This is a genomic window from Sinomicrobium soli, assembly GCF_003285545.1.
Lineage (GTDB): Bacteria > Bacteroidota > Bacteroidia > Flavobacteriales > Flavobacteriaceae > Sinomicrobium.
In genome coordinates this window covers 123,458-136,028 of the sequence record NZ_QLNV01000002.1, presented here as the reverse complement: position 1 = coordinate 136,028, position 12,571 = coordinate 123,458, and the positions used below count along the sequence as shown (strand labels likewise).

Sequence of the window (12,571 nt, the reverse complement as noted above, 5' to 3'; positions counted from 1 at the left end):
TGTTGGATCCTGTATTGATGCTTAGAATGCAACTTCCATGGCAGCAGCATACGTCCAGCTGCTGAATACGGAAGTATCGGCACCAACAGTTCCGGTTTCGACACCCTGGGCATTGTCGGTGAATTTCTCCGATGCTATTTCCATATCCAGTTCGTTGTCCGGATCTTCCGGGTCCGGTCTTTTACCTACAATAATATCTGCAATGGTCACATCTTCCGGCAATACGATCTCCCAGTTAGAGAAGACAATATTGTCGTCTGCCAGTTCATCCCGGGAATCCTCACCATTGATCTTCACAGAGGCGCCTGCTCCGAATCCGTAAGCATATACATTTTCGAGGCTTACCAGGAGGCCATCTCTCAGGTCTGCATAATCACTGGAAGTTCCGGCACCTACCAGCGTGATGTTTTTCAGGGTGTGTTGCTGATCCGGATCAGGATGTTTTGTAGTTCCTTCGGGACCATCCATTTCGAGAGCGGTTCCGGATTCAGCCCCCATGATAACCAGTCCGTTATCCATGGTTCCGGACCATCCCTGGTCGGTGTCAAAACCGTCGTCTCCCTGGGCCCAGATCAAGGCATTTTTCACATTAACGGTTCCGCCAAACCATTCTATACCATCATCCTGGTTGGCAACAACCTCTATGTTTTCAATAGTAGTACCACGACCTACACCACCGAGGGTAAGACCGTTGATCTCATTGTCCTGGCCAATGGTAATACCACCGTGACGGATAGAGATATATTTTAAGGAACCGGAATTGTCTTCAGGATCATCTCCTCCGTATTGCCCGTAAGATGCAGTCGCGGGAATGCCTTCGATCTGAAAGGTCTGGTTATCTCCTGCAACCGAAATCGGTGCTTTTCCCAGAACAATAACACCGCCCCAAAGCCCTGTATCATTCTGATCCAGATTACTTCCGTAGAGTTCTCCAGGTTGTATGTTGTCGGAGTTTGCCGTGAAAATAATGGGGTTTTCCGCTGTACCTTCCGCCATGAGTTTTCCTCCCTGGTCCACTACCAGTGCCGAGGCCTGAGCTTCCTGGCCGGGCATACCCTTTATAATGGTACCGGGCTCGATGGTGAGGGTCACCCCGTCGTCTACCACAACCTTACCATCCAGCAGGTATATATTGTCTGCTGTCCAGGTCTCATCTTCCGTGAGGATACCGCTTTTCTCAACAATATAGTCATCTCCTCCGTCATCGTCAGTTCCGGGTCCATTGTTGTCATCATCACTGGAACATGCCGTGAAGAACACTGCCAATAAAGCAATAATGGGGAAAAATTTGATTTTCTTCATCTTGATTTTAGTTTAAAATTTGGTTTTCATTACTTTTCGAGAACATGTGTCAGAACATGTGTTTGAATTTGTTCTGCCGCAAAGAAAGAACCGGCTTGTAAAGGTGGTGTTACCTGAAAATTAAATGTATGTAACCGGTATGTTGTTTTAATGTTACGGGATTAAAAGAATGTTAATCGCTTTAATTTTTTAATATTATCTTTACTTTTGGCATGAAATACTTCACGAAAACTCACATAGAAATGAAAAAAAAAGACATCCGGATCCTACTTGTAGATGACGAGCCGGATATTCTGGAGATCGTAGGTTATAATCTTTCTGCCGAAGGATATAACGTATCGGTGGCAGGTAATGGAGCCGAGGCTGTCGCCAGGGCAAAGAAGGAGCGTCCGCATCTGATCATTCTGGATGTGATGATGCCCGAAATGGACGGGATGGAGGCCTGTGAGCAGTTGCGGAGGATACCGGAACTGTCCGGTACGATCATCACCTTTCTTACCGCAAGGGGAGAAGATTATTCCCAGGTGGCCGGATTTGATGCGGGAGCGGACGACTATATCACCAAACCCGTAAAGCCCAAGGTGCTGGTGAGCAAGGTAAAGGCCCTGTTGAGGCGTTTAAAAGACCAGCAGGAGCCGGAAGAGAGTATTGTAAGGGTCGGTGATATCACCATAAACCGGGACGAATACAAGATCGTACAGAGCGGCAAGGAGATCATCCTGCCCCGCAAGGAGTTCGAACTCCTGTCTCTCCTCGCTTCCCGGCCGGGAAAGGTATTCAAGCGGGAGGAAATACTGGACAAGGTCTGGGGCAACGAGGTGATCGTGGGAGGAAGGACCATCGATGTTCATATCCGAAAACTCCGGGAAAAGATCGGGGACGATCATTTCAATACCGTAAAGGGAGTGGGCTATAAATTTGTTCTGTAATCGCCCCTCTTGTCAATGAGATAATTAGCTAATGTGCCAATTAGCAAATTAATGTATCCCCATTATCACATTATCACATTATCTCATTGGCACATTATCCCATTGACACATTATCCCATGGCCACAAAGCTGAAAAAATCATATAAGTTCGCACTGCGGTCATCGTTGTATATCACCCTGACCCTGAGTGTGGTTTTTGTACTCCTGTTGCACTGGATTGCGGCACCCGGTACAGTTCCTGATTATGTGAAGGCCGTGCTGTTGTTTGCCGCGATTAATTTTGCGATCTGTTTTTTCATCATCCAGTTCAGGGTGGAACGGTTTATCTACCAGCGGGTAAAAAGAATATACGACGATGTATCCCTGCTGGAGTCTACGTCTTTTCAGCGGCAGCCTATTACTACCGATATGGCTACCCTGACCCGGGAGATCGAAAAGTTTGCGGAAGGCAAAAAACTGGAAATAGAAACCCTGAAGGTGAGGGAGGCCTACCGCAAGGAGTTTATCGGCAATGTGTCTCACGAACTGAAAACCCCCCTGTTTACCGTACAGGGATATATCCTTACCTTGCTGGACGGGGCCATCAAGGACAAGAACATCCGGAAAAAATACCTGCAACGGGCCTCCAAGGGGGTAGACAGGCTTATCTATATCGTAAGAGACCTGGACATGATCACCAAACTGGAGCTCGGCGACCTGCACCTCGTTTACGAAGAATTCGATATCGTGGAGCTCATACAAAATGTCTTCGACCTGCTCGAAATGAAAGCAGCCAAAAAGAATATCACCCTCACTTTTGACATGAATTATCAAACTCCTGTAATGGTACGGGCCGACAAGGAACGGATACAGCAGGTCGTGTCCAATCTCGTAGTCAACTCCATAAAGTACGGAAAGCCCGACGGCACCACCGAGGTGAGTATAGAGAACCTGATCAGAAACAAGGTTATCATAAGGATCACCGACAACGGGGAAGGGATCGAAAAACAATATATCCCCCGGCTTTTCGAACGCTTTTTCCGCGTCGATAAAAGCGGAAGCCGTAAAGAAGGCGGTTCCGGGCTCGGGTTATCCATCGTAAAACACATCATGGAAGCCCATAACGAGCGTATCTATGTGGAAAGTGTTTTCGGTATCGGTTCGGAGTTTTCCTTCACCCTCGAAAAAATAGCATACCCCGGTGGTGATACGGGAGAGGTTGATCATTAGGGCGGCAGGCGCTGCGGTCGGAACGGCAATCCTGTTCATGCCGCATCAGTCTGTACAAAGTACCAGGAAAGGAACCCAGTGTAGGGCAGGCTAAAAATAGCATGTAGCCGGTAAGTTACAACCATCTGTTACTACAACACCTTATTCTCGGTAGGGGACAGGAAAATATCGAAGAGTTCCCTGAAATCGAAATCGTTGACGGGAACAGGGGGGAGGCCGTCGTAATTATTGATTTCCGAAAGCATCTGTATCCTGAATTTTTTTTGTGAGGCACAAGGGATCATTCCTTTTTTATCGAGCCTCCGGGCCAGGTATTCCTGCTCGTATTGCCCGGGGGTAGGGATAAAAAAGGCTTTCTTTCCGAGGGTTACGAGGTCCATGATGGTGGTGTAACCCGATCGCGACAGTACCGCGGCACTCTGGTTCAGGGCAGTTTCCAGCTGGTCCGACCGCATAAAATTATATACGGTGATATGTTTGTCCTGACGTATGGTCTGGACGTGTTCTATTTCACCTCTCACAAAGAGGATGCGCCCTTCATAGTGCTCGATTTCACTGATAAGCTTGTTTTCAAGCAGGCTGCGCTGGGGTTCCGGGCCGGAAAGGACAATGGCCAGGTCGTACAGGATATCGGTTTCCTGTTTCCGGAGCCTGCTCAGCGGACCGATATAGCGTACGGGGAAGGAGGCTTTTTTCAGGTGTCCCAGTTTCCCGCTGAGATTGGGTTTTCCTGCTACATCAGGTACCCAGCACTGATCGAATTTCCGGATAAATTTGCGGTGGACCTTTGAGCTTAGCCAGGTTGTACTTCCCGTAAGTACATTGAGCTGGTGGGTCATAAAGACCGAAGGGATGCTCTTGTGGTATACCCCCAGGCGGTTGTCTGAAATAATACCGTCGATGGCCCGTTCCCTGATGATGTTTTTGACCAGCTTTTTTTCCCTGGCTACGGCTTTTATCATCTTGGGAGAATCCCATATCATCTTGAGTTTGAAATACTGCCCTTCCTTGGCATATTCTATCTGGTAAGACGGGAGATAGAGGCTCTCGAGCTGCGGGAATTCCTGGCGGAGTAGTTCCAGGGCAATGCCGTCTGAGGCAATGACCGGGCAAAAACCGTGTTGTAGCAGGGCGCGGATCACAGGTATGCACCTGGTGGCATGCCCGAGTCCCCAATTGAGCGGAGCGACAAGTATTCGGTGATTCATATTACAAAGTAAGTCTTTTCGAAACCGATAAATATTTCCTTAATTTTGCGAAAATCTTAAATAATTGTTGTGGGTAGCAAAAACAAGCTGAAGCGGTTCAGGGAAAACGAGACCTTTTCCAATGTCCTGCAGCCCGAAAGGGATGAGGTAGTGTCCGGTGGTTTTCCACTGAAGGGAAAATGGCGGAACGGCTTCTTTAAAAATGACCGTCCCGTAATACTGGAACTCGGATGCGGTAAAGGGGAATATAGTGTGAGCCTTGCGCGAAAATATCCCGAAAAGAATTTTATAGGGATAGACATCAAGGGGGCGCGGTTCTGGAGAGGGGCCAAGACCGCCCTGGAAGAAGGACTGGAGAATGTAGCCTTTCTGCGGACACAGATAGAGCTCGTGGACCTTTTTTTTGACCGGGGCGAGGTCGATGAGATCTGGATTACCTTTCCCGACCCGCAGATCAAATACAAACGGACCAAGCACCGGCTTACCAATGCGGTTTTCCTGGAGAAGTACCGCAGTATACTCAGGAAAGGCGGGGTAGTACACCTGAAGACCGACAGCGAGTTTATGCACGGTTATACCCTGGGGCTGCTTCACGGGCTCGGGGTTGAGGTTTTGTATGCCCATCACGATGTTTACAGGAACGAATACAGTCCGCAGGAAGTCACCGGGATACAGACTTTCTATGAAAAACAGTATCTTGAACAGCAAAAGGCGATTACCTATGTGAAATTCACGTTCCCGGACAGCGGACCTGAATAAGCAGACAACACACAAAAAACAACCAACCGGAATGGTACATGCGTTAATCCTTTTCTTTGCCACCTTTTCAGCAGCGGCCATGGGCGTTATGCTTCCCGGCCTGGTAAACATGACAGCAGCGAAAACCAGTGCGCAAAAGGGCAGGGTAAACGGTATGCTGTTTTCCACGGGAGCTTCACTGGTCGTGGTATTGCAGGCCTATATAGGAGTACTTTTTTCCAAGTACCTGTACCGGAATCCGCAGGTTATCGACAGCCTGCTCAAAATAGCCGTGCTGGTGTTTGCCTTTTTTGCCGTGTATTTTTTTATGGCCGGAAGGAAAAAAAAGGAAAAAAGAAGGGTGCGGACCGCCTATTTCAGCAAACGGAAAAGCTTTTTTAAAGGCATGTTGCTGTCGGCGCTCAACATATTGCCCATTCCGTATTTCTGCGGATTGAACGCAGCCTGGAACGTGTCGGGATGGATCAAGTTCGAGTGGACAGATATCCTCGTCTTTGTCTTTGCGGCAGGGATGGGCACTTTCGGGACGCTGTATGTGTATGTGGTGTATTTCAACCGGCTCCAGGAGCGTAACGGGAGTTTCACGAAATATTCCGATTATATACTCAGTGTGCTGATGCTGGTACTGGTCATCATCACCCTGATCCGTATTTTTTATGGCGGATACGTAAATTAGGATACAAAGCTGTGACATATGTCGTCAACTAAAGAAAATGATAATTTTTTCGAGAAGGTATACGCCGTGGCCCGGAAAATTCCCTATGGCAGGGTAACATCTTACGGAGCCATAGCCGGATACCTGGGAACCCGGCGTTCCGCACGTATGGTGGGGTGGGCCATGAATGCCTGTAACGGGAGGGAAGACGTTCCGGCACACCGCGTAGTAAACCGCAAGGGAATACTCACCGGAAAATTCCATTTCGGGGGCACGAACCTCATGCAGCAACTGCTTGAAAGCGAAGGGGTGGAGGTATATGAGAACCAGGTGGTGAATTTCGATGAACTTTTCTGGGACCCGTCTGAAGAACCCGGGGATAAATTCGCAGAAGATCAATAGCAGGCCGGGCATAGAGTATTCTTATCTTCGGATTGAGCATTTCTATGCAATCGCTTTAAAATATGAAAGCGAAACCTTATCTTTGTAATTTAGAATGAATTTAATTTAGAAAGAATCCAGACTACATGAAGTTAGATAAAAAGGAAGTACTGAAAGCATTGGAAACCATTACGGTTCCCGGAGAGGGTAAAAACATGGTGGAGAGCGGTGCAGTGACCAATGTAATGACTTTTGGCGATGAGGTGGTAGTGGATATTACCATAAAGAACCCGAGTCTCCAGGCGAGAAAGAAAACCGAGGTAGAGATACTGAAGGCTGTTCATAAGGAGGTCTATGAGAAGGCCAAGATCAAGGTAAATATCAAGGTGGATGCGCCGGAAAAAAAACCGCAGATCAAAGGCAAGGCTATTCCGGGAATAAAGAATGTCGTGGCCGTGGCTTCCGGAAAAGGAGGAGTAGGGAAGTCTACCATTACCGTAAACATTGCGGTGACCCTGGCAAAGATGGGCTTTAATGTAGGCCTGCTCGATGCCGATATTTACGGACCTTCGGCTCCCATAATGCTGGATGTGGAAAGGGAACGTCCGCTCGCCGTACAGGCCGGGGGGCAATCGAAGATGAAACCGGTGGAGAATTACGGGGTCAAGGTACTGTCTATCGGGTTTTTTACCCAGCCCAACCAGGCGGTGATCTGGCGGGGACCTATGGCTGCAAAAGCATTGAACCAGATGATATTTGACGCTGCCTGGGGCGAGCTGGATTTCCTGCTGGTGGATCTTCCCCCGGGTACGGGAGATATTCACCTTAGCATTATGCAGTCGCTTCCCGTTACGGGTGCGGTGGTAGTAAGTACGCCCCAGAATGTAGCCCTGGCCGATGCCCGTAAGGGAGTGGCCATGTTCCGGCAGGAGAGTATAAGGGTGCCGGTACTGGGAATTGTGGAGAATATGGCCTATTTTACGCCTGAAGAGTTACCCGACCATAAATATTATATCTTTGGGCAGGAGGGGGCCAAAAACCTTTCGGAAGATCTCGATATCCCCTTTCTGGGAGAGATACCGCTGGTACAGGGCATAAGAGAAGCGGGGGACGTCGGGAGGCCGGCGGCATTGCAGACGGCAACACCGCTGGAGGAGGCTTTTGAAGAGCTCACAAAGAACGTAGTGCGGGAAGTGGTGAGAAGAAATGAAGACCTGCCGCCTACCGAAGCCGTAAAAATAACAACCATGGCCGGTTGTTCGGCGGTGAAGGGAAAATAACATATATACAAACTACCCGGGGAGAGGCGTAACAGGGCGAAAGCTGCGTTTCCCCGAGATCTAAACACGGAAAGATGACAGCAGAAGAATTAAGGAGCAATGTAGAAAAAGCCTTGGAAGAAATACGGCCGTTTCTCAAAAGTGACGGCGGTAACATATCCCTCGTTTCCATAGATGAAGGTAAACTGGTAAAGGTACGCCTGGAAGGAGCCTGTACGGATTGTCATGTAAACCATATGACACTCAAGGCAGGAGTGGAGACTACGATCAAGAAATACGCTCCGCAGATCGAGCAGGTCCTGGGCGTAAAATAGGAACTTCGTACGGCAGATGGCAGATCTTCCCGGATCGTGAGATCCGGGAGGGCGGACGAGTGTTGCCTGTAACGATCGGATGGGAACCGGAACAATTCGGAATATACTAAATACATATACCATGATTAAAACAGATATACTGATTATAGGCGCCGGTCCCACAGGGCTGTTCGCTGTTTTTGAAGCGGGCCTGCTGAAACTGAAATGTCATATTATCGATGCCCTGCCGCAACCCGGGGGGCAACTGGCGGAGATTTATCCGAAAAAGCCCATCTACGATATCCCCGGTTTTCCCGATGTACTGGCCGGTGACCTGGTCGATAACCTGATGAAGCAGATCGAATCGTTCGAACCCGGATTTACCCTGGGAGAGCGGGCCGATACCATTGAAAAACTGGAAGACGGCAGTTTTATCGTGACTACGAATAAAGGGACAAAACATCATGCCCCTGTAGTTGCGATAGCAGGCGGATTGGGAAGTTTCGAACCGAGAAAACCGCTTATAGACCGGATCGATTATTACGAGGAAAGAGGTGTAAATTATTTTATTAAGGACCCCGAAGTGTACAGGGACAAAAAAGTGGTGATCGCCGGGGGCGGGGATTCGGCTCTGGACTGGTCCATTTTCCTGGCCGATGTGGCATCAGAAGTGACCCTGGTACACCGGAGAAACGAATTCAGGGGCGCCCTGGATTCGGTAGAGAAAGTACAGGAACTGAAAAAACTGGGGAAAATCAACCTGATGACCCCGGCGGAGGTTACGGGGCTACACGGAGACCACAGGCTTGAAATGCTGACCATCGAACACGATGGCAATACCGTAAACCTGGAAACAGACCATTTTATTCCGTTGTTTGGCCTTTCTCCCAAATTGGGACCTATAGCCGACTGGGGACTGGAAATAGAAAAGAATGCCATCAAGGTAAACAATGCACTGGATTACGAGACCAATATACCCGGGATCTTTGCCATCGGCGATGTCAATACCTATCCCGGAAAGCTCAAACTGATTCTTTGCGGCTTTCACGAAGCTACCCTGATGTGCCAGAGTGCCTACCAGATCATTAATCCCGGTAAGAAATACGTGCTGAAATATACCACCGTGAGCGGGGTGGACGGGTTTGACGGCAGCCGTAAGGAAGCCCCCAAGGCAGTGATCAAGGCTATTGACTGATCCGGGCAAATATCGGGATTTTCGGGAAGAAAAGCCTGTTAATATTTAAGATATAAAAGAACCACCTCCGGGTGGTTTTTTGTTTTTTTTAATAAAACGGTATGTTTTTTTAATAAAAAATTATACTTTAGTACAATTAAATGCAGAATTAGGGTTTCGGCAGCAACCCTCTTATAGTCATTTTTACAAGAAGATGAGCTGCAGCGAAGCCCGGAAATGTTTCCTGAGGCATGGCAGCAAATGTACAATGTAAGGCATACGCCGGATAATAATAAGAGTTATATCATTTAGTGCAATCGATTACAAAAAAAATACGATCATCAATTTTCCAACTAAAACTTTACAAATAATGAATTTAAAACAGCTTATTTCGATACCTGTAAGGCCGGTATGGCTTGTCATGGTGCTGGGAAGCCTGTTTATCACGCAGGAGGTCCTGGCGCAGACGAGAACCGTTACCGGTACGGTGACTGATCAGCAGGGGGTGCCTTTACCCGGGGTGAATATTCTCGTCAGGGGGACTACCAATGGTACCCAGACCGATTTTGACGGAAAATATGCGATAGAAGTATCGTCGGGAGAAGTGCTGGTATTTACATATATCGGCCAGGAAAGGGAAGAAAGGACGGTAGGCGATAATGATGTTGTCGATGTTCGGATGAGCGAAGACGCCCAGGCGCTTGACGAAGTAGTGGTCATCGGTTACGGGGCAGTGAAAAAATCTGACCTGACGGGGGCTGTGGCTTCTGTAAAGGAGCGCGACCTTACCTCTATTCCGGTAACCAATGCCCTGGAAACCATGCAGGGAAAAGTGCCCGGGGTCGATCTTACAAAAACCAGCGGGCAGGCCGGGGCGGGACTCAATTTTTCCATTCGCGGGAACCGTTCCCTGAATGCCGATAACGGTCCGCTGGTCGTGGTAGACGGGATGATCTATGGTTCCACACTCGATGTGAACCCGAATGATATCGCTTCGGTGGAAATTCTTAAGGATGCTTCCGCAACGGCTATTTACGGTACGCTGGGAGCGAACGGCGTGGTGCTTATTACCACCAAAAGGGGACGTTCGGGGAAAAGTAAGGTTTCCCTGAATAGTTATTACAGTGTGCAGAGCCTCGGGGGATATGCCGATATTATGAGCGGCCCCGAATGGGTACAGCTCAGGAGGGAATCGAGAAGGACCGTAGGGGAATGGAGCGGTCCGGAAGATGATGCCAATATCTTTAACCCCACACAACTGGAAAATTTTCAGAACGGGATCTGGACCGACTGGGCAGACCGGCTTCTGGGAACCGGGAGCCAGCAAAACCACCAGGTAAGCGTTTCCGGGGGGTCTGAAAAGACCACGTACTATTTCTCCATGGAATACTTCCGGGAAGAAGGTCTTTTAGAAAATGATAACCTGGACCGTTACAGCGGGCGTTTGACCGTAGACCACAAGGTGCTCGACAACCTGAAACTTTCCACCAACATAATGTATACCGTGAAAGACCACGACCGGAGGAGGGACCCGCTCAACCAGGCCAACAAGATGAGCCCGCTGGGCAGGCCCTATGACGATGAGGGAAATGTGATTACGTTTCCCGTCGGAGATAGTTCTACCCTGAACCCGCTGGCAGACCAGCAACCGGGAAATTATACGGACAATGAAGACAACAAGCGTTTTTTCGGGAACATCAGCCTCGACTGGACCCCGGTTGAAAACCTTACGTTCACGTCCCGTCTCGGGATAGACCATATGAATTTCCGCAGAGGTATATTTTCCGCTACCAATACCCTGGAAGTAGGGGCAGACGGACTGTCGCTGGCCCGGGCAGAAAACGGGACCTTTAACCGCACTACCTGGGAGAATTTTGCCAATTATACGTATACCGCCGGAAAACATGAAATATCCGGCCTGCTCGGAACCAGTATCTGGAAAACGGTGGAAGAAAATTATATGGCCGAAGGAAGGGACCTTGCATCGGCCACCATGCTGTTTCACAACCTTGGCGGATTGCAGACCCAGGTGCGTGTAAACAGCAGCCTTGAAGAAAAACAACTGGCATCTTTTTTCGGCAGGTTAAATTATAAGTATGCCGATAAATACCTGGTTACCCTCCTGATGAGAGCCGATGGTTCTTCGGTACTTGCCCCGGGCAACAAGTGGGGATATTTTCCTTCTGCAGCATTTTCGTGGGTCCTGAAGGAAGAAAACTTCCTGAAGGAAAACAATACCATTTCCCAGCTGAAAGCCAGGGTGAGTTACGGGATATCCGGTAACAGTGCGGTGTCGCCCTACCAGACTCTCGGGAGCCTTTCCAAAAGTACCTATGCCTATGACCAGGGCACGGATGAAAGCCCGGCATTCGGTTATTACCCGTCGCTCATAGCTTCCGGTAACCTGAGCTGGGAGACTACCGCAACGACCAACCTGGGGCTGGATTTCGGTTTTTTCAATAACAGGATCTCCGGGTCTCTCGATCTTTACCAGCAGAATACCAGCGACCTTCTCATGCAAAGGGCATTGCCTACGTCTTCCGGGTTCAGTACGGCCTGGGACAATATCGGGAAAACCCGTAACAGGGGACTGGAACTTTATATCAGTACCTTGAACATCGTTTCGCAGGACAACGGTTTCGGCTGGAGTTCCGATATTACCTTTACGACCAATAAGGAAGAGATCAGGGAGCTTCCCGAAGGCGACAGGGACCTGGCCAACGGCTGGTTTGTAGGGTCTCCCATTTCGTCTTTTTACGATTACAGAAAAGTAGGGATATGGCAGCTGGACGAAGCCGGGGAGGCGGAGTCCTACGGGCAGGACCCGGGAGACATAAAGGTGATGGACCGGGACGGGGACGGGGTGATCACCCCGGAAGACAGGGAGATCATAGGCAGTACCGTACCGGATTACACCCTGGGCTTTAATAACAGGTTTAGCTATAAGGGGCTGGAACTTAATGTCTTTGTGTATGCACGGCAGGGGCAGACCATTATCAGCGAAGCTGCGGGCTCCTATAAGATAGATGCCCTGGAGAACGGGCCGAAGGTAGATTACTGGACCCCGGAAAATCCTACCAATGCCTATCCCAGGCCGGATGCAGGGACCAGCAGGGCAAGTACGCAATACTATTCTACCCTGCAATATGTAGACGGTTCTTTTGTGAAGATCAGGGATATTACCCTGGCATATAGCTTTCCGCAGGCTGTAACGGAATACCTGAAAATATCAAAGCTTCGCTGTTATGCCACGGCCAAGAATTATTTCGTATTTAGCAAAATAGACCCCTACGATCCCGAAAGGGGCGGAAACCTGAGCTTTCCCATGACACGGCAACTGGTGTTCGGGATCAACCTGGAATTGTAAGAACTGAAGAAAAG

11 protein-coding genes are annotated in these 12,571 nt (G+C 49.1%); 9 read left to right on the top strand and 2 right to left on the bottom strand.

Translation table 11 applies throughout. The annotated features are described in order from the left end of the window. Positions 1 to 21 precede the first annotated feature (21 nt). Complete coding sequence (locus DN748_RS02575; protein ID WP_112370203.1) at positions 22 to 1,302, bottom strand: hypothetical protein; 1,281 nt, start codon at positions 1,300 to 1,302, stop codon at positions 22 to 24. A 242-nt stretch (positions 1,303 to 1,544) separates the two neighbouring features. Here DN748_RS02575 and DN748_RS02570 point away from each other — a divergent pair, with 242 nt between their 5' ends. Then, on the top strand, positions 1,545 to 2,231 hold the full coding sequence (locus DN748_RS02570; RefSeq protein ID WP_112370202.1) for a response regulator transcription factor: 687 nt from the start codon (positions 1,545 to 1,547) through the stop codon (positions 2,229 to 2,231). Between the two features lie 117 nt (positions 2,232 to 2,348). Beyond that, a complete protein-coding gene (locus tag DN748_RS02565; protein ID WP_112370201.1) occupies positions 2,349 to 3,440 on the top strand; it encodes a sensor histidine kinase in 1,092 nt (363 codons plus the stop codon). Between the two features lie 131 nt (positions 3,441 to 3,571). Here the strand turns inward: DN748_RS02565 and DN748_RS02560 are convergent, their stop codons facing one another. Then, positions 3,572 to 4,648 (bottom strand): glycosyltransferase, encoded by a 1,077-nt coding sequence (locus tag DN748_RS02560; protein ID WP_112370200.1) that lies wholly within the window; start codon positions 4,646 to 4,648, stop codon positions 3,572 to 3,574. A gap of 69 nt (positions 4,649 to 4,717) precedes the next feature. Here DN748_RS02560 and trmB point away from each other — a divergent pair, with 69 nt between their 5' ends. The 7 genes from trmB to DN748_RS02525 all read left to right on the top strand — a co-directional run bounded on the left by trmB (position 4,718) and on the right by DN748_RS02525 (position 12,557). Next, complete coding sequence (gene trmB / locus DN748_RS02555) at positions 4,718 to 5,407, top strand: tRNA (guanosine(46)-N7)-methyltransferase TrmB (protein ID WP_112370199.1); 690 nt, start codon at positions 4,718 to 4,720, stop codon at positions 5,405 to 5,407. Positions 5,408 to 5,438: 31 nt separating this feature from the next. After that, positions 5,439 to 6,083, top strand: a complete 645-nt coding sequence (locus DN748_RS02550; RefSeq protein ID WP_112370198.1) for a LysE family transporter — start codon at positions 5,439 to 5,441, stop codon at positions 6,081 to 6,083. An 18-nt stretch (positions 6,084 to 6,101) separates the two neighbouring features. After that, positions 6,102 to 6,464: an MGMT family protein gene (locus DN748_RS02545; protein WP_112370197.1), complete on the top strand. Its 363-nt coding sequence runs from the start codon at positions 6,102 to 6,104 to the stop codon at positions 6,462 to 6,464. A 125-nt stretch (positions 6,465 to 6,589) separates the two neighbouring features. Then, positions 6,590 to 7,723, top strand: a complete 1,134-nt coding sequence (locus DN748_RS02540) for an Mrp/NBP35 family ATP-binding protein (RefSeq protein ID WP_112370196.1) — start codon at positions 6,590 to 6,592, stop codon at positions 7,721 to 7,723. Positions 7,724 to 7,797: 74 nt separating this feature from the next. Continuing rightward, complete coding sequence (locus tag DN748_RS02535) at positions 7,798 to 8,037, top strand: NifU family protein (protein WP_112370195.1); 240 nt, start codon at positions 7,798 to 7,800, stop codon at positions 8,035 to 8,037. A gap of 121 nt (positions 8,038 to 8,158) precedes the next feature. Continuing rightward, positions 8,159 to 9,211, top strand: a complete 1,053-nt coding sequence (locus DN748_RS02530) for an NAD(P)/FAD-dependent oxidoreductase (RefSeq protein ID WP_112370194.1) — start codon at positions 8,159 to 8,161, stop codon at positions 9,209 to 9,211. A gap of 349 nt (positions 9,212 to 9,560) precedes the next feature. Further along, the gene (locus DN748_RS02525) at positions 9,561 to 12,557 is read left to right on the top strand and encodes a SusC/RagA family TonB-linked outer membrane protein (RefSeq protein WP_112370193.1); all 2,997 of its coding nucleotides are present in this window, start codon (positions 9,561 to 9,563) and stop codon (positions 12,555 to 12,557) included. The last annotated feature ends 14 nt before the right edge of the window (positions 12,558 to 12,571 follow it).

What these genes read in the sequence shown, in the direction of transcription:
- DN748_RS02550 (WP_112370198.1), top strand. Translation starts at nt 5,439, where the DNA reads ATGGTACATGCGTTAATCCTTTTCTTTGCCACCTTTTCAGCAGCGGCC.
- DN748_RS02575 (WP_112370203.1), bottom strand. Translation starts at nt 1,302, where the DNA reads ATGAAGAAAATCAAATTTTTCCCCATTATTGCTTTATTGGCAGTGTTC.
- DN748_RS02525 (WP_112370193.1), top strand. Translation starts at nt 9,561, where the DNA reads ATGAATTTAAAACAGCTTATTTCGATACCTGTAAGGCCGGTATGGCTT.
- DN748_RS02560 (WP_112370200.1), bottom strand. Translation starts at nt 4,648, where the DNA reads ATGAATCACCGAATACTTGTCGCTCCGCTCAATTGGGGACTCGGGCAT.
- DN748_RS02530 (WP_112370194.1), top strand. Translation starts at nt 8,159, where the DNA reads ATGATTAAAACAGATATACTGATTATAGGCGCCGGTCCCACAGGGCTG.
- DN748_RS02565 (WP_112370201.1), top strand. Translation starts at nt 2,349, where the DNA reads ATGGCCACAAAGCTGAAAAAATCATATAAGTTCGCACTGCGGTCATCG.
- DN748_RS02535 (WP_112370195.1), top strand. Translation starts at nt 7,798, where the DNA reads ATGACAGCAGAAGAATTAAGGAGCAATGTAGAAAAAGCCTTGGAAGAA.
- DN748_RS02545 (WP_112370197.1), top strand. Translation starts at nt 6,102, where the DNA reads ATGTCGTCAACTAAAGAAAATGATAATTTTTTCGAGAAGGTATACGCC.
- DN748_RS02540 (WP_112370196.1), top strand. Translation starts at nt 6,590, where the DNA reads ATGAAGTTAGATAAAAAGGAAGTACTGAAAGCATTGGAAACCATTACG.
- DN748_RS02570 (WP_112370202.1), top strand. Translation starts at nt 1,545, where the DNA reads ATGAAAAAAAAAGACATCCGGATCCTACTTGTAGATGACGAGCCGGAT.